General features: G+C 48.6%; 18 protein-coding genes. 2 read left to right on the top strand and 16 right to left on the bottom strand.

Annotation, left to right across the window (positions count from 1 at the left end):
- Positions 1 to 8: 8 nt before the first annotated feature.
- Together M1B78_RS09270 and M1B78_RS09265 are read right to left on the bottom strand one after the other, a co-directional pair.
- A complete protein-coding gene (locus tag M1B78_RS09270; protein ID WP_257940492.1) occupies positions 9 to 1,190 on the bottom strand; it encodes a FecR family protein in 1,182 nt (393 codons plus the stop codon).
- Positions 1,191 to 1,252: 62 nt separating this feature from the next.
- Positions 1,253 to 1,756, bottom strand: coding sequence for an RNA polymerase sigma factor (locus M1B78_RS09265; RefSeq protein WP_430732567.1), 504 nt, complete (start codon positions 1,754 to 1,756; stop codon positions 1,253 to 1,255).
- Between the two features lie 557 nt (positions 1,757 to 2,313).
- Here M1B78_RS09265 and M1B78_RS09260 point away from each other — a divergent pair.
- Both M1B78_RS09260 and M1B78_RS09255 read left to right on the top strand, forming a co-directional pair.
- A complete protein-coding gene (locus tag M1B78_RS09260) occupies positions 2,314 to 2,676 on the top strand; it encodes a BlaI/MecI/CopY family transcriptional regulator (protein ID WP_257930879.1) in 363 nt (120 codons plus the stop codon).
- A gap of 1 nt (position 2,677) precedes the next feature.
- Positions 2,678 to 4,282, top strand: a complete 1,605-nt coding sequence (locus M1B78_RS09255) for a M56 family metallopeptidase (protein WP_257940490.1) — start codon at positions 2,678 to 2,680, stop codon at positions 4,280 to 4,282.
- Between the two features lie 92 nt (positions 4,283 to 4,374).
- Here the strand turns inward: M1B78_RS09255 and M1B78_RS09250 are convergent, their stop codons facing one another.
- The 14 genes from M1B78_RS09250 to M1B78_RS09185 form a co-directional block, all read right to left on the bottom strand.
- Complete coding sequence (locus M1B78_RS09250) at positions 4,375 to 5,475, bottom strand: Mrp/NBP35 family ATP-binding protein (protein ID WP_257940489.1); 1,101 nt, start codon at positions 5,473 to 5,475, stop codon at positions 4,375 to 4,377.
- A gap of 37 nt (positions 5,476 to 5,512) precedes the next feature.
- Complete coding sequence (gene trmB, locus M1B78_RS09245) at positions 5,513 to 6,271, bottom strand: tRNA (guanosine(46)-N7)-methyltransferase TrmB (RefSeq protein ID WP_136010350.1); 759 nt, start codon at positions 6,269 to 6,271, stop codon at positions 5,513 to 5,515.
- A gap of 76 nt (positions 6,272 to 6,347) precedes the next feature.
- The gene (locus M1B78_RS09240; protein ID WP_176469494.1) at positions 6,348 to 7,367 is read right to left on the bottom strand and encodes a branched-chain amino acid aminotransferase; all 1,020 of its coding nucleotides are present in this window, start codon (positions 7,365 to 7,367) and stop codon (positions 6,348 to 6,350) included.
- 53 nt (positions 7,368 to 7,420) lie between these two features.
- Positions 7,421 to 7,633 carry an exodeoxyribonuclease VII small subunit gene (gene xseB, locus M1B78_RS09235; protein ID WP_257930875.1) on the bottom strand — a complete coding sequence of 71 codons (213 nt, stop codon included), beginning with the start codon at positions 7,631 to 7,633 and terminating at the stop codon, positions 7,421 to 7,423.
- Position 7,634: 1 nt separating this feature from the next.
- The gene (gene xseA / locus M1B78_RS09230) at positions 7,635 to 8,870 is read right to left on the bottom strand and encodes an exodeoxyribonuclease VII large subunit (protein ID WP_257940506.1); all 1,236 of its coding nucleotides are present in this window, start codon (positions 8,868 to 8,870) and stop codon (positions 7,635 to 7,637) included.
- Between the two features lie 24 nt (positions 8,871 to 8,894).
- Complete coding sequence (locus M1B78_RS09225) at positions 8,895 to 10,256, bottom strand: S8 family peptidase (protein ID WP_257940488.1); 1,362 nt, start codon at positions 10,254 to 10,256, stop codon at positions 8,895 to 8,897.
- Entirely contained in the window at positions 10,253 to 11,347 is a 1,095-nt protein-coding gene (gene mnmA / locus M1B78_RS09220; RefSeq protein ID WP_136010346.1) for a tRNA 2-thiouridine(34) synthase MnmA, read from the bottom strand. Before mnmA ends, M1B78_RS09225 begins: the two co-directional genes overlap by 4 nt.
- Positions 11,348 to 11,955: 608 nt before the next feature.
- Positions 11,956 to 13,044: an acyltransferase gene (locus M1B78_RS09215; protein ID WP_257940487.1), complete on the bottom strand. Its 1,089-nt coding sequence runs from the start codon at positions 13,042 to 13,044 to the stop codon at positions 11,956 to 11,958.
- A 161-nt stretch (positions 13,045 to 13,205) separates the two neighbouring features.
- A complete protein-coding gene (locus M1B78_RS09210; protein WP_136010344.1) occupies positions 13,206 to 14,210 on the bottom strand; it encodes a glycoside hydrolase family 43 protein in 1,005 nt (334 codons plus the stop codon).
- A 128-nt stretch (positions 14,211 to 14,338) separates the two neighbouring features.
- Entirely contained in the window at positions 14,339 to 16,597 is a 2,259-nt protein-coding gene (locus tag M1B78_RS09205) for a GH92 family glycosyl hydrolase (protein ID WP_257930895.1), read from the bottom strand.
- Between the two features lie 68 nt (positions 16,598 to 16,665).
- Positions 16,666 to 19,155 (bottom strand): glutaminase domain-containing protein, encoded by a 2,490-nt coding sequence (locus M1B78_RS09200; protein WP_257940486.1) that lies wholly within the window; start codon positions 19,153 to 19,155, stop codon positions 16,666 to 16,668.
- Between the two features lie 58 nt (positions 19,156 to 19,213).
- Positions 19,214 to 21,394, bottom strand: coding sequence for a hypothetical protein (locus M1B78_RS09195; protein ID WP_257940485.1), 2,181 nt, complete (start codon positions 21,392 to 21,394; stop codon positions 19,214 to 19,216).
- 176 nt (positions 21,395 to 21,570) lie between these two features.
- Positions 21,571 to 22,386 (bottom strand): DUF3823 domain-containing protein, encoded by an 816-nt coding sequence (locus M1B78_RS09190; protein ID WP_136010341.1) that lies wholly within the window; start codon positions 22,384 to 22,386, stop codon positions 21,571 to 21,573.
- A 31-nt stretch (positions 22,387 to 22,417) separates the two neighbouring features.
- Positions 22,418 to 24,484, bottom strand: a complete 2,067-nt coding sequence (locus M1B78_RS09185; protein WP_136010340.1) for a RagB/SusD family nutrient uptake outer membrane protein — start codon at positions 24,482 to 24,484, stop codon at positions 22,418 to 22,420.
- Positions 24,485 to 24,507 lie beyond the last annotated feature (23 nt).

Here is a 24,507-nt window from a genome sequence, read left to right as displayed (position 1 = left end):
ATTTTCATTTATTCTACATAAACAGCATTCTTTCGGGCAGACGGCTCCATAGGCAGTGTCTGTCTGATTGCCTCCAGCACTTCGTCCAGTTCTTCATTCAGAAACAGTTTTCCATAAAAAGGCTTGTCGGCCACCGCAGACGTGCAGCAGACAGACTGCCCGTAATACTCCGTCAGATATCGGACTACTTCTTTCAGCGGCTTTCCGTCCAGCATCCACACCCCGTCTATCCAATGGATATAATCCCGCGCATTCACAGTTTCTATCTTCGAGATGCCCAACTCGTCCAGTTCCACACGTTCGTCAGGTTTCATCCTTATATGTCTTTCCTGACGGTCTTTTACATCCACCGCCCCATCTACCAGCACCACATCAGCCCGAGCACCGCCCTTGGGCGCAGAGACATTGAAAGATGTCCCCAACACCTCGACCTCGAACGCAGAAGTATTCACTACAAAAGGCCTTGCCTCATCACGCGCCACCTTCAGATAAACTTCGCCTTCTACGAATATCTCACGCTTCCCTTCTCCGAATGTGCGAGGATAAATCACCTTACTGCCGGAGTTCACCCAAATCTTGCTGTTGTCGGCAAGCACAATCATAGAGCGACGTCCTTTCGGCACAATCATCTGGTTGTAGGCATCTTTAGCATCTCCGTCACTTGCGGTTCCTTCCGAAGCGACTGCTTCCTCCAGCTTGGAAGCGTTGACATTCACTTGCCCGGTCGGGGTGTAGGCCACTTGGGCATTGTTCACAATCTCTATCTTCTTTTTATCAGAGACGACCAATGTCACCTCTTTCACCTCCTCTTTGTCTGCATTGGCCAGCATGAACTGTTCCATCCTGGTCTTTTGGTCTTCCACCCTGTCTGCCCGGTCGAGAAAACGGACAAAACCGAACAGCAATGCCACAGATGCAGCCGCCAGACCGCAAATCAGCATCAGAGCCGACTTCTTTTTGGCAGAAGCCGTTGCCTTCGCCTCTTCTTCCGCCTTTATTTTCCGAAGGGTCTTCTCCCAGATTTCTCCGGAATCCGTCTGGGGAGGATCGCATTGGTTCCACAAGAAACTCAATTTCTGCAATTCCTCGTCCGATTGGGAAAGATTCTCGCTGGAAAAGACGGATTGCCCCTCCAAGAGGGAGGCCCACAATTCGTATTTGTCTCTTTTTTCTTTTCTGTTATCTTCCATATCTTATAAGATGACGCAATTCATTTCAAAATCTCCTATATGAAAAGCGTTTTTTTTTGAAATTATTTTTCCATGGCCTCGGATATTCTTTCCAAAGCACTGGCAATGTGGATATTAATTGTTTTGACAGATATTCCCAAAAGCCCGGCAATATCTTTATAAAGCAGTTTTTCTATCTTGGCCAGCACGAAGACCTGCCGGCATCTTGGAGGAAGGGTATGGATGGCATGGTTTATCCGGCTCATTTCTTCTTGACTGATGAGCCGTTCGTCGGGGGTCTGCAAGTCTGCAGGAATGGCATTTTCGCCAATCTCCTCCCATGTGACGGAGGAGACGGCATGTTTTTTCTTGCGTAGATAAGATACAGCCTGGTTATGGGTAATAGTCAACAACCAGGCTTTTACATGCTCTATTTCTCTTATCTTATTCCTGTTCTGCCAGACTGTAACAAAAACATCACTCACTATCTCTTCGGCTTCTTCTTTGGAACGAACGATATATTGTGCATAATAAAGCAAATCACTGGTATATGATTCGACAAAGCGTTTGAAAGCATGTTCATCCATATCAGTCATTTTATTCCGAAGGAGCATATATCGTTTTATGGTAAATTATCGTTGCTATACAGATTTTTAGGCAAAAATAGGGAAATTTATTATTATAAAGAAACTTATCATAAAAAAACGCTTCCAGTCCCGCGGCTCCCTGCGCGCTTCTGCCCACAAGGCCTGCCTGCTCTAAAAAAAAGGGTTCACGAAAACCGATTAAATGATGTCAACTATTTTATCATAATTTCTTCCCGAAAACCACTGTTTTACTCTCGCTTTGCCCTCGTTTCTAGGGATTGGTGTTAAAACGAGGTCTGATTTTTAACGAACCATCCCGATTATGGTTATCAGATGCTAATCGGCCGTTTCCGTCCTATGTTATACTTGTATTGTTCGCGCGGTGCGCACAATCTGCACACTTCTTGCGGACACGGATTTTCCAATAAAACCGAAAATCGGCGAAAGAAGCCATTCCAGTCAAGGTATGAGATCTTTTATATCATTTAACACATTATCATTTGCACGTTTACGAAATATTCGTAGATTTGCATTGAATTCATTTAAATACTTTATCCATGGAAAAGTTAACGATACAAGAAGAAGAAGCAATGTTGTACATTTGGGAACTGGGCAGTTGCTTCGTAAAAGAGATTGTTGCCAAATATCCCAAACCGGCGCCTCCCTACACCACCGTAGCATCTATTGTGAAAAATCTGGAGCGCAAGCAGTATATCCGTGCCGCACGCGTAGGCAACACCTACCAATACACTCCGCTCATACGCGAAAGCGAATACAAACGTAGCTTTATGAGCGGTTTTGTGCGCAACTACTTTGAGAATTCCTATAAGGAAATGGTTTCGTTCTTCGCCAAAGAGCAGAAGATTTCGGCCAATGACCTGAAAGACATTATAGATATGATAGAGAAAGGAAAGGAGTAACATGGTAGCCTATTTTCTGAAAGTGAATGTAGCGATAGTGCTGTTCTATGCATTCTATCGGCTGTTCTTCTACAAAGACACGTTTTTCGGCTGGCACCGAACCGCATTGCTCTGTTTCTTTGCCGTTTCCGCCACCGTACCTCTGCTGAACATACAAACGTGGATTATGGAGCAGGCACCGACAGCAGCCATGGCAAACCTCTATGCCAGCGTCGTACTACCGGAACTCACCGCAGATGCCGCTTCGGCTCCTGCCGACTGGAAAAGCATCCTTTCAGAATATGCCAATATCGCCTATTGGGGAATGGTGGCATTGCTGATGATACGCCTCATCATGCAACTGGCGGGCATCATCCACCTGGCATGCCGATGCCGCAAGATACAAATAGGCAATACAAGCATACACCTGCTTCCCAAAGCAGACGGGCCTTTCTCCTTCTTCCACTGGATTTTTATCCATCCGTCCTCGCATACGGAAGAGGAATTCAACGAAATATTGACCCATGAGCAGACACACGCCCGACAATGGCACTCCATTGATGTCATCATCAGTGAACTGGTGTGCATTTTCTGCTGGTGCAATCCCTTTGCCTGGCTCATGAAACGGGAAATCCGTACCAATCTGGAATATATGGCCGATGCCCGCGTATTGGAGAACGGCTATGACTCCAAAACCTACCAGTACCATCTGCTAGGATTGTCACATCAAAAGGCTGCAGCAACTATCTATAACAGTTTCAATGTTTTACCTCTAAAAAAACGCATCAAGATGATGAACAAAAAGAGAACCAAAGAAATAGGAAGAACCAAATATCTGATGTTTCTTCCTTTAGCGGCCTTACTTTTGATTGTCAGCAATATCGAAACCGTGGCACGGAATTCCGAGATATGGATTCCCGCCCTAACGGCAATAGAAGAGCTGCCCCTCAGTATTATAAGTCCGGAGCAGAAAGGTGAAACCACCTTCCATGTCACTATAGTAGACAAGCAAGGGAAAGTGGTGCCGAACGTAAAAATACAAACCAAACTGACAGAACAACTACTGAACTTCAAGACCGGAAAAGACGGCAAGGTTGACATCACCTTAGATATGAGCGGACTGAAACATGCCACGATGTATGCCACCTCTCCAACCGGAAACAACTTCATTTTCCTTCTTTCTCGAGGAGAAAACACATGCACCATCAACATGGATGAGCATCAGTACACCCCACCTGCACCCGCTCCCGATGAGAATGGTATTTTCGAGATAGTGGAACACATGCCCGAGTTTCCCGACGGAGGCGTGTCGGCACTGATGGAGTATTTGCGCGAGAATATCAAGTATCCGGAAGCAGCCATGAAGAAAGGTACACAAGGGCGGGTAATCGTGCAATTCGTGGTGGAAAAGGACGGCAGCATCGCCAATGCAAAAGTACTTCATGGTGTCGACCCTGAGTTGGACAAAGAAGCCGTACGCATAGTCAGTGTCATGCCCAAATGGAAGCCCGGTATGCAAAGAGGGCAAGCTGTAAACGTAAAATATACAGTCCCCATCATGTTCCGTCTGCAAAAACCGGAGAAGATTCCTGCTGTCCGGAATGCCACTGTTGCTCCAACTAAATAAACTAATTCTCTCTCTAAACAAGCTTATGAAAAAAGGAGCAGTTACCCGTCATTGGGTAATTGCTCCTTTTTTTATAAGAAAAATATCCATCTCTATTTATGCACTTCCACAATCCGCGTCGGTGCCATTTCCATATTTCTGCGGTCTACCTGGCGTACTACGGCAGCAGCCAGTTGCAGGAACGCACGCCCGGTTACCGTATTCTCGTCCAAAGCAACCGGAGTGCCTTTATCACCACTCTCACAGATGCTCTGTACAATAGGTATCTGCCCCAGCAAGGGTACGTTCATTTCCTCAGCCAGTCTCTTTGCGCCTTCTTTTCCAAAGATGTAATACTTGTTTTCAGGCAATTCGGCAGGCGTGAACCAAGCCATATTCTCTACCAGACCGAGAATGGGTACATTCACCTTATCATTGGTAAACATATTGATACCCTTGCGGGCATCTGCCAGCGCCACAGCCTGCGGCGTGCTGACGACGATAGCTCCTGTCAGTGCCAAAGTCTGCACCACAGTCAAATGAATGTCGCTCGTTCCAGGAGGAAGGTCGATAAGAAAATAATCCAGTTCTCCCCAGTCGGCATCACCAATCAACTGTTTCAAAGCATTGCTTGCCATACCTCCCCGCCACAAAGTGGCTTGGTCGGAATCTACAAAGAAACCGATGGAAAGCAGCTTAATACCATACTTCTCTATCGGAACAATCAAGTCACGTCCACCAATGTTCTCTGCCACCGGACGGGCATCTTCCACTTGGAACATCTTAGGAACGGAAGGGCCAAAGATATCAGCATCCAGCAGACCTACCTTATAACCCAACTTTGCCAAAGACACGGCAAGGTTGGCAGCAACCGTGGACTTGCCTACACCACCTTTCCCGGAAGACACTCCGATAACATTCTTCACCTGGGGTAATAGCTTACCCACTTCCGGACGTGCCGCCTGACGGCTTTCGGTCGTAATTACAACCTCCACCTCCGGAGAAACATACGTATGTATAGCTGTCTCAGCAGCTTTCACCATTGACTTCACGAAGGGATCGGTCGGTTTCTCGAATATCAACGAGAAGCTGACCTTCATCCCGTCAATCCGCATGTTATCGGCCACCATCTCAGCCTCAACGAGATTCTTTCCGGTACCGGGATAACGCACTGTCGCCAATGCGTCAAGGATTAATTTTGGATATAATGTCATTGTTCTAATTAAAAATTAAGAATTTAAAGTCAAAGGCTCACTTGCTGGTTTGCAGTCCGCTACGCTTGCTACGGTTATAACTGCGATACTCATCCAGCTCTATCTCCACATCCGGCTCCTGCAACTCTCCCGCTTGCGGAAGATGGAACTTGGCATACTTGATATTCAAGCCACGATCCAGCCATTGTTGTTCGTAATAGGTCTTAATGCTAAGTATCTCGTCAGCCATGCCGGAGTGGTACAAATCTTCCGTCATCACATCCACCGGCAGCCCGTTTCTTTCAATCATGTACCGGGTATAGGTAAACATGAAGTTGCTGTCCGTCTTCAGATGAACAATGCCGTCATTCTTCAGGAACTTGCGGTAGCGCTCCATGAAGTATGTGGAAGTAAGCCTTTTTGTAGCCTTCTTCATCTGCGGGTCCGAGAAAGTAAGCCAGATTTCACTTACCTCATCCGAGGCAAAAAAGCGGTCGATGATTTCGATATTCGTACGCAGAAAGGCCACATTCTTCATGCCTGACTGCAGCGACTCGGTAGCTCCCGTCCACATACGGGCCCCCTTTATATCCACTCCGATGAAGTTCTTGTCGGGAAACATACGTCCCAATCCGACAGTATATTCTCCCCTACCACAGCCCAGTTCCAGAACAATGGGATGGTCGTTCTTGAAAAACTCTCTGTGCCAGTTCCCTTTCATGTCAAACGGCACATCATCTACCGCGGAGTACGGATACTCGAAAACATGCGGATAACTCGCCATATCGGCAAACTTCTCTAACTTGTTTTTTCCCATAATTACTTGGTTCTATATATATTATGCTATGTCCCGAAAACAGAAGTGCATACAGATGACACAAGAGAATCTCTAATTATTCAACGATAGTCACCCAGCTGTGAGTATCGGGTTCGTCGCCATATTGGATAGCACGCAGCTTATTGTAGAGTTTCGTACATACCGGGCCCGGCTTTCCATCCTTGGAAATAACGTACGACTTACCGTTCTCCACATCGTCAATGCGTTCGATGGGGCTGATAACGGCAGCCGTACCGCAAGCCCCCGCTTCCTCGAAAGTCAGCAACTCTTCTTCGGGAACCGGACGGCGCTCTACCTTCATACCCATATCCTCTGCCAGCTGCATCAGGCTCTTGTTGGTGATGGAGGGCAAGATGGAGGTGGATTTCGGAGTAATATACGTATTGTCCTTGATACCGAAAAAGTTGGCAGCACCACATTCGTCCATGTATTTCTTTTCTTTGGCATCCAGATAGAACTCGCAGGCATAACCCAAATCGTGCGCTTTCTTGTTGGCACGCAAGCTGGCTGCGTAATTACCACCTACCTTATAGATACCGGTACCCAACGGTGCAGCACGGTCAAATTCACGGATAATGACATATGGATTGGTTGAGAATCCGCCCTTGAAATAAGGACCTACCGGAGTCACGAACACCACAAACAGATATTCATTGGCAGGATGTACGCCTACTTGTGCACCGGTACCCACCAGCAACGGACGAATATATAGAGAAGCCCCCGATTCATAAGGCGGGATGAAACGTTCGTTCAGCTTCACCACCTTCAGAATAGCTTCTTTGAAACGCTCTGTAGAAAGTTCCGGCATCAAGATGCCGCGGCAAGTGGATTGCAGGCGGGCCGCATTCTCTTCCAAACGGAAGATACGCACTTTACCATCTTTGCCACGAAAGGCCTTCAAACCCTCGAACGCTTCCTGACCGTAGTGCAAACAAGTGGCAGCCATGTGCATAGGAATGGTTTCTTCGCTGCAAACTTCCAGTTCGCCCCATTGTTCGTTACGATAATAAATTCTCACATTGTAATCTGTCTTCATATATCCGAACGGCAGATTAGCCCAATCAAGTTCTTTCATATCTCAAAGTATTAGTTACTTCTATTACGTACATTTTGCAACAAAAATAGCTTTTATTCTTCAGACTCCCGCTTCTCCGACAGTAATTTTTCAATTTCCTTGTCAGCTTTGGTCAATTTATCGCTGCAAAATGCTATAATTCCGTTTGCCTCCTTTATCTTTTCGGCAAGCATGTCTATCTCCAGTTCGTTGTTGTCTATCTGGCTGACAATTTTCTCCAAACGCGCCATGGCTTCGGAGTAGGTTTCTTTTTTCTTGGACACCATATTATTTACGATTTACGATTGAGATTACTTCCCCTTTTTGGAGTAAAGTGGTGATTTCATCTCCTTCATTCAGCAAGCCGACATTTTTCACTACTTTCCCATCTTTCAGCGTAATGCTGTAACCGCGAGCCAGCAACTTTTCCGGCGAAGCATCTGCCAAGCGTTGCTGCAATAATTCCAGACGATGGCGATGACGGGACAAAGAGGAGGTGACGGCTTGCACTACATCTTTCCGCACAGTCAGCAAAGCCATTTTCGCATCGGATATGTGACGGTATGCGGCAGAAGGAATGCGGTTCTTGTAATTAAAGAGCTTACGCTGTTCCTGTTGCAACAGATTCCTGACACCCTCATGCAAGCGGGAAGCAAGCATTTCCAGTTCATCGGCGGCATTGTTCATGAGGTCTATCAAGAACTCCGCGGCAGCCGTAGGGGTCTTTACACGGGTATGCGCCACAGAATCGAGCACCGTGTCGTCCCGTTCGTGGCCGATACCCGTCAGGATGGGCAACGGAAACTGTGCACAAGCGGCAGCAAGCAGATAGGTATCGAAACCGGACAAGTCGGACGTAGCGCCTCCACCACGGATAATGACCACTACATCGAACTCGGACAAGCGGGCATTCACACGGTCGAGGGCAGACAGAACGGACTCCTCCACACGGTCGCCCTGCATCAGGGCAGGAAACAGTTCCGTATAAAAGAAGAAGCCCCGGGAATTGTTTTTCAGCTGATGACAGAAATCACCATAACCGGCTGCTGTGGGCGAAGAAATGACGGCAATGCGTTGCGGCAGGCAAGGTATATCGAGTTCTTTGTTCAGGGTAAGCACTCCCTCTTCCTCAAGCTGCTTCAATATTTCCCGGCGGCGGCGCGCCATATCGCCTAAGGTATAGGCAGGGTCTATATCCTGCACAGTAAGGCTGTAGCCATAAAGCTCATGGAAGTTGACAGTGACCTGCACCAGCACTTTGATGCCCGAAACAAACGCCTGCCCCGTGGCTTCCTCAAAATAGGGTTTCAACAGGCGGAACACATTTGCCCAGATTATCCCCTTGGCTTTAGCTATCAGGCCGTTGGTATGGGCATCTTTCTGCACGAATTCCAGGTAGCAATGTCCGGTACTGTTGGTACGTACATCGCTCAACTCTGCCTGTACCCAGAACTCATCAGGCAGGCATTGCTCTATGCAGCGCCGCACCAATGCATTCAAGTCATATAAAGAAAGGGCTTCCATGATTTCCGGTTTATTCACTAAAACTCACTGCTTATGGCTCTTATACGCTTTCCACATGTCAGGCACACCATAACCGTAGATATTATCAGGATAGTCCGTACGGTCACCAGAACGTCGTACCAGTTCTATCACTTCCTTCGCCGTGAGTTCGGGACAAGCCTGCCATAAACAGGTCACCATGCCACACATGATGGGAGAAGAGAACGACGTGCCGTTTGCCTTTCCCTGATTGCCGTCCGTACGTATGACATCAGCCCCCAGACCGACAGCCACAATATCCGGTTTTATCCGATGGTCTGCCGTATTCCCGATAGACGAGAAAGGAGCCAACACACCTTCCTTGTCAATAGCACCCACGGTCAGCACATTGTCGGCATCACCTGGAGGCGTGATTTTCTTCCACGAACCCATGCCGGAATTACCGGCACTGCATACCAGCACCATTCCTTTGTCTGCCACACGCGAAGCCTGACGGGACATCAGTGCATGCCGTCCGTTCAAATCACGGAACTTATAATCTTTTGATTTGTCGTCAAAAGTATAATAGCCCAATGAGGTATTGAGAACATCCGCCCCCACACTGTCGGCAAACTCTACCGCTGCGGCCCAATAATCCTGCTCCACCAGATGCTCGGAATACTCATCTTCGCTGCGCAGCAACCAAAAGGAGGCTTCGGGTGCCGTACCGGTCATGATGCCGGGCCTGTTCATGCCGATACAAGACAGCACCATCATGCCGTGGCTGCTCTCGGCGAAAATATCCGCCTGTGGATTTACAAAGTCTTTGGTTCCCAAGACACGGATGTTCTGCATGGCGGTTATCTTGTCGGCATTGTGGAAACCAGCGTCGATAACGGCAATCGTCATGCCTTGTCCCTTGAAACCTTCACGATGTAATTTATCACCGTTGCTCAACTGTATCTGATTAATGGCCAGCCCATACACACTGTCCGGATACATAGTCGGCCGGTTTATCAAAGAATCACGATGAGTCGACATCATCGGCCCGTCACCTTCGGGAGCCATCCAGACCTTTTCCGCAGTACGCACAAAAGGAAGCGCGGCAATGCGGTCTATCAAAGAGGAGTCGTTGCATGAAACCGTAACAAAGTTCTCCCATTTACCGGTAACCACTATATTTACACCCTGACGCCGGATTTCGTCTATATACTTACGGCACACCGGCAAATCCGTAGAATCTATCGGAAGGTGCTGCTTGCGACGACGCTCGATGGCCTTTTCAGAAAGGAATGCTTCCGGATGCTCCAGCGAAAATGCAGTGGCAGCCTTGTCCGTCAGACTGATGCGATACTTCAATGTGTCTTGTTGGGCCGATGCACTTACAACAGCCAAAGTAAAAAGTAGAAGGAAAAGGGTTTTTCTCATATATCAGTGTTTTTATTATTTTCTGCAATATACATTCCGATGCCCCGTTGGGAAGCTATGAATGAGCCGCCGACTACACGCCGGCCGACATAAAACACGGCAGACTGTCCCGGAGCAATGGCAGAAGCTTCGGACAAGAAGTGCACCAGCAGACGCCCGTCCTCCAGACGCTTCACGGTGCAAGGAATAGGTTTGCTGCGATATCGGATGCGCACGGTGAGTTCTTCTGAGCTAAAGAATTCGTCTTCATCCGTCAGGTTCTCTTGTTCGGCCAGCATATATCCGGTCTTCAATTGTTCCGCGTCGCCCAGCATCACGGTATTCTTCTGCGGATTGATTTTCAGCACATAAGCGGGTTTGCCCAAAGCTATCTCCAAGCCTTTCCTCTGTCCGATAGTGTAGTAAGGGAATCCTTTGTGCTCGCCCAGTTTGACACCTTCCGAATTGACAAACCAGCCCGGCCCCACCTCAGTGTCTATCTCCGGAGAGTGCTCGCGCAAGAAGTCGCGGTAGTCTCCTTTGATGAAGCAGACTTCCATGCTTTCCCCTTCTTCGGCCTTGAGCGTATATCCTTTATCACGAAGATACTCGCGAACCTGCAATTTGGTGAACGCTCCCAACGGGAAGACACACCGTTTCAACACCTCCTGCCCCAGTCGCCACAGGAAATAGGACTGGTCTTTCTTGTCATCATCCCCGGCAACAATGTAAACCTTCCCGTTCCGTTCCTCCAGACGGGTGTAGTGTCCGGTAGCAATGAATGTACATCCCAGCTTGTCGGCCCATTCCACCAGGATACGGAACTTGAATAACGGATTGCACATCACACAAGGATTGGGAGTACGCCCCCGACGATACTCATCGATAAAGTTCTGAACGATAATCTGCCGGAAAGCCTCACGCTCATCCGCCACATGGTGTTCAATTCCCATACTGTCGGCAAGGTTGCGGGCTTCTACCGGTTCGTCTCCCCACACCCACATAGTGAGACCGACTATTTCATAGCCCTGTTCCCTCAATATCAGGCAAGTGGCGGTACTGTCGATACCTCCGCTCATTCCCACTAATACTCGTTTTTCGGATTTGTTCATATTCTGCCATTCATTCATACAGTTTGCAAAAGTACACGTTTTCAAGCAGAATACACAGTTTTTCAGCTAAAGAGAGAGTATTTTCATCCTCCATCACCTTCACCTTCTTCCTCAACCCTCCTATTCATCGGCTTTTGCGGTGAAACCTCCTTTCTTCGCACTATCGCACTCCATAGACGCTCCTGCCTTCTTTTGACTGCGCTTCGGTCTTTAATCGCAGATTTCTTTCTTTTAGCATAACCATGTATGAATCAACAGATAAGCACTGCAAAAACAATGCATTCATTTTGCAGTGGCGCTGCAACTATGTTTGCAGTGGCGCTGCAACTGCTATGCAGTGGCACTGCAACCGCTATGCAGTAGCACTGCAACCGTTATGCAGTAGCGATGCAGCCGTTATGCAGTAGCGATGCAGCCGTTATGCAGTAGCGATGCAGCCGTTATGCAGTAGCGATGCAGCCGTTAGCTATGGAATTGGAGGCAGGCAATTGACAGTTCTTGAGCCTTCACCTCCAACCTTTTTCCGTACGAAAGCCAGCCGACAAACCGAAAGAAAGAAATAAAAGAATGAGTAATCTATTCACGCATAATACTGGTAATCAACATCTTTACCCGACAATCCACTTACTGCCCGGTATCAACGAAATGAGCTTGGTTGCCACGAAACAACTGATAAACGTACATATCGCTATAACCGGAATGGCAGCTACAGTGGGCAAGCCCAATGCAGACTTAAACACCGACACCCACAAGCCGAGCCAGAAAATGTGCATAAGGAACATGCCGTAGCTGAGTTTCGACATTTCGGCAATGATGCGCGGAGGCTGCGGAATGCCGATACAGCTGAACAACAGAAACGTACCTGCCGTCAACGCCACGCAATTAAGTGTACAGAAAGCCCATCCCACCTCAATGACCGGCGTAGAATGAACCACTTCCGGAACAGCCTGGACATAGAACGACCACATGGTGGCCACCGCGCCCGCCAGCATGAGCAGGAAACCGACCCTCAGACGCAAGGAACGCCCCCAGGCAAGATGCACGCGGATATAATGTGCCAGCACAAGGTAGCCCAAATAACCCGAAAAATACCATAACATGTGATATTCGTTCCAGAAGCACTGTCCCCACACCTCGCCAAACCAACGGTTGAGGAAAGGTATACAAGTAGAAACCAGGAACAGTCCGATGAAGAAACATTCTTCCTTGGCCGAGACCTTCTCCAGCCACGGTGAGATGACCGGAATGAACAGATAAAGGCTTATCAACGGATACATGAACCAGAAGTGCCCGGCAAGCGCAGGAAAGTTCAGCCAGATACGTGAAAGGTCGTTCAGGGATTGTTCTCCGTCTATCTGCCCCCACAACATGGGCAACGTGCTGTACAGCACCATAAAAAAGATAAACGGCGGCATGATACGCAGGAAACGTTTACGATAAAACTGCCAACAACTCTGTCCTTTCTTCATCGGTGCAAGCAGATAGGCCGAAACAATCATGAACAGAGGCACGGACATACGGGAGAAGCCATCGTAAACTGATACCCACAATCTATCCGCCTCATTCTGAAGGAAGGACTGCGGTCCTGCCATGTCCGTAGAGCCGGCAGCTCCATAAAAATTCTCGCTGGCATGAACCAGCATTACCAAAAAACACGCAAACACGCGCACATAATCCAAAAAAGCAATACGTTTCATTTTATTTCAAGTTTTCTATTTATTCGAACCACATATAAGTTCTTCATGTCATATCTTAATCGATGCTATCCAATAAATCCACCTTCCCTCCATTAACCAACTTCAATATCAACTCACCCCCAAAAATATTTCTTCATATTAATTTGAATTGAAAATTGCTATTAGTCAAGTGGAGTTTTGGTAGCTTTCACTCCCTCGAAAGTCATACGTACCGGTTTTATCTTTCCATTTTTGTCAAAGTACATCCGGTCAATGCAGGTGGCACGGCTGTTTGCAGCCGTCTCTCCCAACGGGCGACGATGGTAAATGATGTACCATTCATCCTTGCCTTTTCCACGCACCACAGAATGATGTCCAGCACCGGTGGCTACATCGGCATCTTGCTGAAGAATTGTCCCTTCGCGATGGAACGGTCCGAAAGGAGAGTCGGCAATGGCATAGGCCACACGGTAGTCGGGACTTCCCCAACCGCCTTCCGACCACATGAAGTAATACTTTCCGTTACGTTTCAACATGAAAGGGCCTTCCACATAGTCTTGAGGAGTCACTTCTTTATAGACTGTACCATCATCAAAAGGAACGACGCCAAGTAAATCGGGAGACAATTTCACGATGTTGCAATGCCCCCATCCTCCATAATACATATAGCAAGTACCGTCGTCATCGCGGAACACAAACTGGTCGATGGGCTGTGCGCCATTCACAATCTTATCAATCAAGGGCTTGCCCAGCACATCTTTGAAAGGACCTGCCGGATTGTCTGCCACAGCCACCCCGATACCGCCAATCTCAGAGTTGTTCTGTATGTCGTTTCCTCCGAAGAAAAGATAATAGCGGTCATTGGCCTCGATGACAGCCGGCGCCCACAAAGCACGGCGCAGCCATGGGATATTTTCCTTTGAAAGCACACGTGGATGCTTGGTCCAATGCACCAAGTCGGGCGAAGAATAAGCATCCATAAAAGTCTGTTCATCATAAGGAGCGGAATATGTAGGATAAATCCAGAATTTCCCGTCCAGCACTACCCCCTCAGGGTCGGCATACCAACCGGGGAAAACCGGATTGCCGCTACGTTTCTTTTGAACTTCCTTGCCAGATTGCGCGTAAAGAGAAGAAAAGGCACAAAACAATGCCAAACAGTAAATAGTAAGTTTCTTAAGTTTCATGGTAAATAGGGTTTTCAAACAATGATTTATCGTAAGAGAGAGAGGGTGTGTCAGAATGTTTTCAGCTATTACTCCGTCAGACATTCGGCACACCCTCATCATTAATTGCTATGGTTTTGGCTTTGAAATCACTTCTTCTGTTTAAGTGTTTTCGAGAAGGAGTAAGGAGCATCCTCCTCTCCTGCCCCACGCTGTTTGTTGGGCACATTGTCCATAGTGAAGCGCAGTGAGGAGCCTTTCATCAGTTGCTCATGTGTCAGATAGTTGCGTGTATAGTCAACACCGTCCACTGTGAGTTTCTGCACGTAGCGGTTGGCACGACTGTTCTCAGGAGCTTCAATCGTCACAGTCTTGCCATTTTCCAAGTGCAGACGCACAGAACGGAAGAGAGGGGCACCCAGCACATACTGGTCTGTACCCGGACAGACGGGATAGAATCCCAAAGCTGAAAACACGTACCAGGCAGATGTCTGACCGTTGTCCTCATCACCGCAATAGCCGTCGGGATTGGCATTGTACATGCGCTCCATAACCTCACGCAGCCAGTACTGCGCCTTCCACGGCTGGGAGGAATAGTTATAGAGGTAAATCATGTGCTGTATGGGCTGGTTGCCGTGAGCGTAATTGCCCATGTTCATAATCTGCATCTCCCGGATTTCGTGGATGACACTGCCATAATAGCTTTCGTCGAACACAGGCGGCAACACAAACACGGAATCCATCATTTGGTTGAAGGAATCCTTGCCTCCCATCAGATCAATGAGTCCTTGCGGATCGTGGAAAACCGACCACGAATAGTGCCAGCTGTTTCCTTCGGTGAAGGCATCACCCCACTTCAAAGGGTTGAACGGCGATTGGAACGTACCGTCTTCATTCTTGCCGCGCATCAGCTTGCAGGCAGGGTCGAAAAGATTCCGGTAGTTCAGCGCGCGTTTCGCAAAAGGGGCCAGTTCTTTCTTCGACTTGCCAAGCGAAAGTCCCAACTGGTAGATGCACCAATCGTCATAGGCATACTCCAGCGTACGGGCTGCATTTTCGTTGATACCCACATTATAGGGCACATAACCCAGCTTGTTGTAATATTCATGTCCCAAGCGTCCGGTAGAGGGAACATTGGGATGCACATTCTTCGTACCGCTCTTCACAGCTTCCCATAATGTCTCGATGTCGTAGCCACGCAGCCCTTTCAGCCAGGCATCCGCCACCACAGAGGCGGAATTGTTGCCCACCATGCAGCCACGGTGTCCCGGACTGGCCCATTCGGGCAAGAAACCACTCTCTTTGTAAGTGTTGGCCAATCCTTCCTGCATCTTGGCATTCATGGACGGATACATCAGGTTGAGGAAGGGGAAAAGACAACGGAAAGTGTCCCAGAAACCGGTGTCGGTAAACATATATCCGGGCAACACCTCGCCATTGTAAGGGCTATAATGCATTACCTGACCTTGCGCATCTATCTCATAGAAACTGCGCGGGAAAAGTACCGAACGGTAGAAACAAGAGTAAAAAGTACGCAGACGGTCAAGGTCGGCATCCTGCACTTCAATGCGGCCCAGCACACGATTCCACTCGTCACGCCCGGCCTTCGCCACCTCTTCAAGCGTCCGGCCGCCCAGTTCCTTCAAGTTCAGCTCGGCCTGCTCGTGACTGATGAATGAAGAAGCCACACGTACATTCACCTGCTCGCCACGGCTGGTGTGGAAACCGATGATGCCACCGGCATGATTGGCGCCTGCCTCGGTGGTGCGGGAGTCAATCTTTCCATCCTTCACGGCAGCAGTATAAGTAAAAGGCTTATCGAACTGCAATACAAAGTAGTTCTTGAAGTTTTCAGGCACGCCACCACTGTTCTTGGTGGTGTAGCCTATGATTTTCTGTTCAGCCGGAATGATTTTCACAAAAGAACCATTGTCCATGGCATCGACCACCACATAGGCTTCTTCCGTTTCAGGGAAAGTAAAGCGGAAAGCAGCGGCACGCTCGGTAGGAGCAAACTCTGTTGTCACGTCATGGTCGGCAAGATATACCTTATAATAATAAGGAGTGGCAGTCTCGGCTTTGTGAGAAAACCAACTGGCACGCTCGTCCTGGTCGAAAGCCACCTTTCCGGTGACGGGCATGATGGCAAACTGCCCGTAGTCGTTAATCCACGGACTGGGCTGATGTGTCTGCTTGAAGCCGCGAATCTTGTCGGCATCGTAAGTATAGGCCCATCCGTCGCCCATGGTTCCGGTCTGCGGAGTCCAGAAATTCATACCCCAAGGCATAGCTACAGCCGGATACGTGTTTCCGGTAGAAAGAGCATGTTTGGACTGTGTTCCCACCAAAGTGCTGACATAGTCAACCGGAGTATTCTCTCCGTCATCCGGCAGTGAAGCCGCCTGCATGCCTCCTGCAAGTAGGAAAGCGGCTCCCCATGCAAAAAATCGTTTCATATACATAAGTTTTATCATTGTTATTTCTGCATCAATTTAGCCTCAAGCATCTTCATGTAATATCCCCCTACTACCGAACGCGCCTTGAAACCACGCCAGTTGGGCTTGTCGGTAAACACCCAGTCGGACATAGGAACGCGGTCTATCGTTTCGTTCATGAACTTATGCATAGGAACGATGAATTCACGGAAAGTGGCCAAGTCAGGAGCCATAGTGGCAGTCCACATGATCCAGTCGGTCTTGGTGTAAGTCTCACGACTGTCCAGGGGCAAACCATAGATATTCTGCTTGGTCAGGTAATAAGGTATCTCCATTTCTGCAATTTTGCTGTCGAAGATGTTCAATCCGAGCAATTTGTCCCAAACCAAGTTGTACTTCTGGCTCCAGGTGCCCGGCTTGTCAAAGGTCAGGCGATAATGGTCACCGTCGTTGGCCATGCGCTCCCATTCGGCTGCCATCTTGCGGGCCTTCGTCGTATAGCTTTCGGCAACATCCTTCCTGCCAAGCATTTCGGCCAACCGGCCATAAGAGGCTACTCCTAGAATTGCCTTGATGGAGAGATTGGTGTTATGGGCAAAGTGTCCGGCAAAGTCATCGGTACAGAGTTGGTTTTCAGGGTCGAGTCCCTTTTCCACCAGATAATCGGTCCAGGTGGTGAGAACTTCCCAATGCTTGGCAGCATAGTCGGCATTGCCTTCTACAGCAGCAATGGCAGCCGTAAGAATCAGCATATTTCCACTCTCTTCCACCGGCATGTCGCCTCCGTATACCTGCCCGTTGGCAAGAGGATAAGTTCCCAAATCATGGGCAGCGAAGGGCTTGGTCCATTTACCGCTTTCACTATAATGGAAGATACCGTTCATCATGCCTTTCTCCAGTTCAGGATTATAAATCAGATAAAGGGGAGCCGAGGGGTAGGTCAGGTCTACGGTGTTGATACAGCCGTTGCTGTTGTTCTCCTTCGACAGCCACAACAAGTCACCATTAGGAGCTTCCACCAGTTTGTGGGCGGCAATGGACTGACGGTAGGCCAACGCGCAAAGGTCGGCATATTCCTTGCCTCCTGCCGCCGAAGCATCTTCCATCAACTTCTTATCGAAGGCATAGCAACGTGCCAGCAATTTATCATACTCATTGTAGGCAGCCAGCATTTCCGCCTCGATGGTGCGGTCGCCTTTCGAGTTCCAGTAAGGACGCAAGTTTGTACCGAAGTATTGGATGGAATAAATGTCGTCATATCCAAGCATTATCTTGTCGGTGATATTCTTCACTTTGCCATAGCTACGCACCAAAGCCATGTTTCCATTGCTATCCTCTCCCTCGAGCGAAGCTGAGTTCATGGTTCCGTTCACGAAGTTCTTGCGCAGTTCGGTACTGTTGCCGACACTGTATGCAGTGTTTTCCTTGCCGGCAACCATGTAGAAATATCCCCAGTCAATGCGGAGGTCATCACCCTGCTTTGCCAGGATGTCCTGTTCCTTGCTTCCACTCTTCAGGTAGAGCAGTCCGTCTGCTTCATATCCCTTGCTTGCTGATTGCTGGTAAGGTTGGTCGAGCGCCCAGCGCGGAGAAGCCTCAAAATACACCTCCACCTCATGTTCCTTGCCGTCACGGGCAGCAACACTATAAGTAAGGTAATTCACGGGACGGCTCAGCAGCTTCAGGTCTTCCATGAAGAGAGGTGCCGTAAAGGTGACTTTCAGGTCGACATCACCACAAGTAAAAGCGTAGTGTGTCTGCATGGGCTGCACGTCGGCAGAGGTCTGCACGGCAGTTTTGCCAAACACGGTTTCCAGATGTTTCGGAATCTGCAGGCCGAAGTCGAGCAAGCCGTTACCAACAGGATTGATACATTCCGCGGCAATGATGTTATCCCCTTGCTTCAAGGCTGCTAAAGCCTCATCGGGAAGTTTCACAACTTTGTTCTTGTTGCATGTGGTTCCGGTACTGTGTATCTTCACTCCGTTGATATAGAACACGGCATCGTCATCGTTGGAGAATTCCAGATAGACAGGAATACCGGCCAAATCATGGTCGATAGTTACCGTACGGCGCACCCAAATATTGCGGGTTCCCCATTGAGTCTTGGCCGTAGGCTCATTTTCTTTAGTACCAAAGGCACCGCGGTCCGACTTCCATTTGGAATCGTCGTAAACGGCAGAAGTCCAATCGCCCGCAGGCTTCTCCGTGGTATACCGGCCCGTCCAGTCCCCTTGCTGCGAGGTGGGAACGATGGCATTCATTTCCAATTCCTCGGTTCCCATAAAACGGTAGGAAACACCGTCCACCTTCAACACGCCAACCAGCGGGAAATCCTTACCCGTCCAATGCCGTACGGGGCTGTCGTAAAGGTTGTCACTCATACACCATGCACTGGCATAAGGGTCGATAGTTACAAGCGGGTAGGCAGGTGCTCTCAAGTCGTTCTTTATGACGTCGTAAGACGTACCCTTGTCACTGCATGCAAAAAGGCATGATGCCAACAAGGTGTATAAAAGCTTTTTTCTCATATTGGTTATATAAAATAATTGTTTATGTTGTTACACTTAAAAAATAAAAGGGCCGAGATTACCAGCAAAACTTCACCGACACTCCGTCAGGATTATTCTCAAATTCTATCAAATAGGTATGGCTTGCTGCATGCCAACGCTCGGCATCGAATACTTCTCTGCCGTCAACTGTCACACTCTTAGGACAACGGGGCAACAGCACCCGCGATACGTTTGAAGTCTCGGCAGGACTTTTCGCCACATAGGAGTACCGGCCTTTTCCGCGTTCTTCCTGTTCTTCCCGACTTGCCGAAGCCAGAACCTGAGGCTTCTTCTTACCGGCCACGCGCTCCACATTCAGCAACAAAGATTGTTCACCCGGATTTATCCGCTTGGAAGTGTATATCGGTAATTGAGGGTCGAAAAGGTCAATCAAACATCCTTCCACAGTAAACGGCTCGTCGCTCACGCTCTCTTCAAGCACAGCAGCCAAGTCGTAATCCCCCCTTTGCAGATAGAAATTATTTTTGAATTCCAGTTTCCCCGCTTTGGCATTCTGCTCGTACATTCGGGCTGCAAGATACAAAAAATCTTTGTCACCGCCTTCATGCAGGACATAATCTTTAGGGTCGGTACGGACAATACATACGGTTCCCTTACCGTAACTGTATTCTCCCTGTTCCGGTCTGGCAGGGAGTCCCATCTGCTCAAAAAGATGTGCGGAAGGAGTTGCATAGTTATGCCCGTTGGTATTCCACCATTCTCTTACATTCTGAAATGGATCGTTGTCCGTCCCACTGTAAATCAGCACCCCGCCCTTCTTCACCCAATCGGCAATGCGGCTGTGCGCTTCGGACTCAAGCGGTTTCATGTTCGCATAAGTCATCAGCAACACTTTTGTGTCAGCCAGCGCTTCTTTATAGCCAAGGTTCTCAATGTGGACGGTCTTAACGGGCACGCCCCGTTTGAGTAAAGGCAACGCCTGACCGTAGAAGTTGGCAAGTTGCGGATCTTCATATCCGTTGTGCGTAGGGAAACGCTGGAACATCAAGGAATTCGCCATCAGTACGCTGAATCCTTCGCTTCCGGTCAGTTTCTTATCGGTCAGAGGCATACGGTTCAAGGCATTAATCATCACTTGCATCTGTGTGGAATAGAAACGGGGAATGCGTTCTTTCTTATCGCTATTGGCACTTGTACGGTATAGTCCTTCGTAGATACGTTCCGGCCAAGGCATCACTTCGTAATCGGCTATGTTGGGATAGAGCAATTGTGCCGTAAAGGTGGCCTGATAATTCTTCTTATAATCTGCCCAGTCACGCGGCCAGTCTTCAATAGGGTCGGTCAGGAAGAACATCTTACGACCGGTGGGAGCAGTCATCGACTCCATGGAGCCATATTCCAGATAGGCAGTCTCAAACACACGCTCACGTTTGCAACCGTCAAAGAAATTCGGCTCACGCGAAGTGCCGGTCCATACCTGGGCTATGTAACCGTCCACGCAAGGAAGCGAAGCCAGACTTGCTTCCGGACTGACAATCTGCCATTGCGAGTAGTTCACCAATGAATGGGTAGGCACATAGCACTTCACGTCCATCCCCTTGCTTTTGCCGTATTCCTTGGCAAAGGTGAAAACCTCGTTCAACGCACGGTAGTACAAATAATACTTGAGCTTGCTCGACAAGTAAGTATTTTCCGGAGACTCATGTTGCGGTCTCCAGTCGAAGCCATAGTAGTTTTTCCATTCCTTCTTAAAGGACTCACTATAACCGGCTCTTGCCCAGAACTCGGGCTCCTCCATGAAAATGGCATCCACACCGGCATCAATCACCCTCTTCACATGTCTTTCTTTCAGGTATTTCAGAAAATTTTCCGACGGTACGATATAGGGAACCATGTGTCCATGCCATATCGTATCTCCGGCCTGTGTGACTTGTCCTTCGTCCAGATGCCACTTCCCGTCCCATTGTCCGGTGAAGTAATCCTGGTATTCGCCCCAGGCAATGCCGGTCATAAAATGAATGGTATATCCACGATCTTTCCAGGATTTCACACGTTCCTCGAAAGAGAGCTTGCGTGACTTGTCCGAGGGATTTCCCCCTACTCCATACACCATCACGGCATCAGCCCTATTGTCGATGGCAGGCTTCCACTCGCGTGAGGTTTGAAAAGTAGTTTTCACACTATTCCGGGTCTGAGCACTCGCAGGAATGCCCGTTGCCAAGATAGCCAGACTCATCAAAAGATGTTTTTGCTTCATATCAATTTCTGTTTTTTTATGAAATTTGGATTCTTGCTCTTGCCATTATCTGCAACAATGGCTTCACATAGACAGAAAGTGTGTGTCGAAAACACTGTATCGCATTTTTTAGACGCATCTAAAAAACTCTATTGTACCAGTCTTTTCGGCACACGCTACTATACGAGCTTGTCTGATTAAGGAATCAGCACCTCCATCGGTTCGCTGTAGTTCCATCTGCGAACACCACTACCCACAGGCGTATCGTAGTTTATACGTGCAGCTGCGCGTATAAACACCTTGCGCCCCGAGGGTACACTACCGTTCGACTGAATGGTAACTTCCTTGCCCAGCAACTCCTCAAAGCTCTTGCCGTCGTAGTTGATGCTGCTTGACCAACGTTCGTCACGTGCCCGATAGCCCACGGTGCTTGAATAGCTGACAAAAAGCTGTATATCGGTTACGTTCAGGTATTCGTCCTTCCAGTTGCCCATCGGCTGGATTTTCTCACGGAAGATGTCATCTGACACACCGCGAGTCACGCGTACCTGTGCCTTGACAACTCCGTTGCTTACCTGCGGATTACCCACAATCTCCACATTCAGGAAAGGCTGCACTTCAAATTTCAGCTTCGTCGTACCACTGATTTCCGTATTGACGGAACCGTCGTAAAGCAAAGTACCGTCCGTGTTTTCACGTACCAAGGGAATGAAGGGACCATCGACACGGACGTTGTACTCACCCTTGAAAATCTTTGTATTCCGGAACGTACCGTCCATCATGCAGAAGAAGTCGGGATTGTGCTGTACGTTGTCGCCCCAGCTCAATTCGGTCAGACGAACACGGATACCCTCACTGCCCTGATCGGTCAGTACACGCTTGCCTGTGGCTTCATCAACCACCTCGCCCCAAATCGTTTCGGCAGGCTCATCATAGTTGTCTATTTCAAACATACTGCACGAGGTCAACAGAAACAGGGTGCTGAATAAGCTATAAAATATTGTCTTTCTCATACTTTTAAGTTTTTAATTGTCTAATTAGTTTTTATCGGTTAGGCTGCTGATCGATTACGTTACTCTTCGATACCTCACCGCCCGGGATTTCAAAGTAATAGTCCAACGGAGTATAACCGAAGTCCTTGTCACCTGCCGTAGTGTAGTTGAAGCAAACATCGAAGAACCACTTGCCAGTAGCTGTCGAGTAGAACGGATAGATACCACGGAAACGATAACGAGTCGTATTGCTGAAACGGTCCTTGTCGCATTGTTCGCCCCAGAATCCGTCGCGACCTTCATAGTGATTTACACGCCAGCGGCGTAAATCCCACTTGATCTTGTTTTCAAACGCCAACTCTTTACGGCGCTCCTTGCGAACGATGTCACGGCTGTTTACCGTACCGTTCAGTGAAGAAGCCAGCAACTTGGCACCGGCACGTTCGCGAATGTCGTTGACTGCCTGCGTAGCCACGCCCAACATATCGGTACCGTCCGGTGAGGAAGCACCTGCCAGCGAGAGTTCCACAGCAGCCTCAGCAGCGTTCAGCAATACTTCGGCATAACGCATCAAGATGAAAGGCTGTGCACTGTTACCTTCGCGGGGCACGAATGCAGGATCGGGATTCAACCATTTACGAGACAACAGACCGGTCATTGCGCTACCGCCATCATTATAGAAAGGGCCGTTTTCGCCGGCAGCCGTCATTGTAGAGCCATTCGCCAACGTCACGATTTCCTGCTGGTCGTTAGCACCGGTACTCAGATAGAGCGTCTTGGGCTTTTCAGTATAAGCACTCAGGTGGTTGTACTTAACAGTAGCCGAGCCATACGAATAATCATTAAAGAGCGGTTTGATCGGTGCAGAACCTGTGTAAACACCGGCATAAATCTCAATCTCCTTGCCTTTGAACATATCACCGGGGAAGATGACATATGCACGCAGACGCGGTTCGGCATTCTTGTAATAATCCATCGGTTCGTCATACATAATATAGTTGCCCTCGGTGTTCGAATTACCGGTCGTTACCTTCAGCGTACCGTCGGCATAGCGGTCGAAACCGTCGAACAACTCTACAAAGTCTGCTGTCGGGCAGACACCGCAGTTCAACGGAGCCTTGAAAGTACGTGGCAGGTTGTAAGAGTCGTAAGCATGGGTACTGGTAGGATAGACGTATTCCTTTACATAGATATTCTCCGGATTACCGTTAAGATCGGAGAACATATCCACCATATTCTGGTATTGTGCTTCCGGGTCGTTGGCAGCCCATTTCTTCTTGTAAAGTGAGTATACACCACTCTTGATTACTTCGGAAGCAGCCTTATAAGCCTCGGCAAAGTATTTCTTGGAAGCCTCTTGCCAACGGCCTTCATCAAATCCGATGACACGCACGCCGGTCTTGGCACCCAGACCGGTCAGACGGCCGGTTACTGTTTCGTTGTACTTAGCCACGCTACCTGCATAGAGCATTGCTTCGGATTTGAAAGCCAACGCTACATACTTGTTGCTGTAACCGCTCTTGGGGCTGGTAGCCATCATCAGTTCGATGGCCTTGTCATAATCTTCCAGAATCCGGTCCCAAGTTTCTTCCTCACTGGCACGGGGCACTTCCAGATTACCGTCCCCGGGGTACTGGATGACCTTTGTCACCAAAGGGATACCACCGAAACGACGAGCCATGGCGTAGAAGACCGTGGCACGCACGTAATAAGCTTCACCCAAATAGTGATTGTAGGCAATCTCGGCATAGGAACCTTGGTACTTCGGCAGGTTCTCAATCAGGTAGTTGGCGTCGCGCAACAATTCAAAAGCTCTTCCCCAATAAGCATTGTCTTCACCGGTAAACGCACGGCAGATACCATCGCGGTTCATAGCTTCGCCGGTGCCCTCGATACCGATAGCATTCAGCCAGCCGCTGAAATTCAATCCCCATTGAGCCATATATTTAAAGTCTTCCCACGGCATATTGCTATACATACGTGCCATATAGATGTCCATTCCCGATTCATTGGAAAGCAACGACTCGGAAGTCACGATATTCTTGGGTGCAATGTCCATATCGACACAGGAAGTGGCGAGGGTCATACACAACATCGCGGATATCAGTTTATGTTTCATATTTATTGTTCTTTTTAGATTTA

This window comes from Bacteroides muris (ex Fokt et al. 2023) (genome assembly GCF_024704895.1).
GTDB classification, from domain to species: domain Bacteria; phylum Bacteroidota; class Bacteroidia; order Bacteroidales; family Bacteroidaceae; genus Bacteroides; species Bacteroides muris.
Note: the sequence above shows the minus strand (reverse complement) of the source record. Positions and strands in the feature narration are given on the sequence as shown.

What these genes read in the sequence shown, in the direction of transcription:
- M1B78_RS09265 (WP_430732567.1), bottom strand. Translation starts at nt 1,756, where the DNA reads ATGGATGAACATGCTTTCAAACGCTTTGTCGAATCATATACCAGTGAT.
- M1B78_RS09210 (WP_136010344.1), bottom strand. Translation starts at nt 14,210, where the DNA reads ATGAAACTTAAGAAACTTACTATTTACTGTTTGGCATTGTTTTGTGCC.
- M1B78_RS09190 (WP_136010341.1), bottom strand. Translation starts at nt 22,386, where the DNA reads ATGAGAAAGACAATATTTTATAGCTTATTCAGCACCCTGTTTCTGTTG.
- xseA (WP_257940506.1), bottom strand. Translation starts at nt 8,870, where the DNA reads ATGGAAGCCCTTTCTTTATATGACTTGAATGCATTGGTGCGGCGCTGC.
- M1B78_RS09215 (WP_257940487.1), bottom strand. Translation starts at nt 13,044, where the DNA reads ATGAAACGTATTGCTTTTTTGGATTATGTGCGCGTGTTTGCGTGTTTT.
- xseB (WP_257930875.1), bottom strand. Translation starts at nt 7,633, where the DNA reads ATGGTGTCCAAGAAAAAAGAAACCTACTCCGAAGCCATGGCGCGTTTG.
- M1B78_RS09240 (WP_176469494.1), bottom strand. Translation starts at nt 7,367, where the DNA reads ATGAAAGAACTTGATTGGGCTAATCTGCCGTTCGGATATATGAAGACA.
- M1B78_RS09225 (WP_257940488.1), bottom strand. Translation starts at nt 10,256, where the DNA reads ATGAGAAAAACCCTTTTCCTTCTACTTTTTACTTTGGCTGTTGTAAGT.
- M1B78_RS09250 (WP_257940489.1), bottom strand. Translation starts at nt 5,475, where the DNA reads ATGACATTATATCCAAAATTAATCCTTGACGCATTGGCGACAGTGCGT.
- mnmA (WP_136010346.1), bottom strand. Translation starts at nt 11,347, where the DNA reads ATGAACAAATCCGAAAAACGAGTATTAGTGGGAATGAGCGGAGGTATC.
- M1B78_RS09195 (WP_257940485.1), bottom strand. Translation starts at nt 21,394, where the DNA reads ATGAAGCAAAAACATCTTTTGATGAGTCTGGCTATCTTGGCAACGGGC.
- M1B78_RS09200 (WP_257940486.1), bottom strand. Translation starts at nt 19,155, where the DNA reads ATGAGAAAAAAGCTTTTATACACCTTGTTGGCATCATGCCTTTTTGCA.
- M1B78_RS09260 (WP_257930879.1), top strand. Translation starts at nt 2,314, where the DNA reads ATGGAAAAGTTAACGATACAAGAAGAAGAAGCAATGTTGTACATTTGG.
- M1B78_RS09270 (WP_257940492.1), bottom strand. Translation starts at nt 1,190, where the DNA reads ATGGAAGATAACAGAAAAGAAAAAAGAGACAAATACGAATTGTGGGCC.
- M1B78_RS09185 (WP_136010340.1), bottom strand. Translation starts at nt 24,484, where the DNA reads ATGAAACATAAACTGATATCCGCGATGTTGTGTATGACCCTCGCCACT.
- M1B78_RS09205 (WP_257930895.1), bottom strand. Translation starts at nt 16,597, where the DNA reads ATGCAGGCGGCTTCACTGCCGGATGACGGAGAGAATACTCCGGTTGAC.
- M1B78_RS09255 (WP_257940490.1), top strand. Translation starts at nt 2,678, where the DNA reads ATGGTAGCCTATTTTCTGAAAGTGAATGTAGCGATAGTGCTGTTCTAT.
- trmB (WP_136010350.1), bottom strand. Translation starts at nt 6,271, where the DNA reads ATGGGAAAAAACAAGTTAGAGAAGTTTGCCGATATGGCGAGTTATCCG.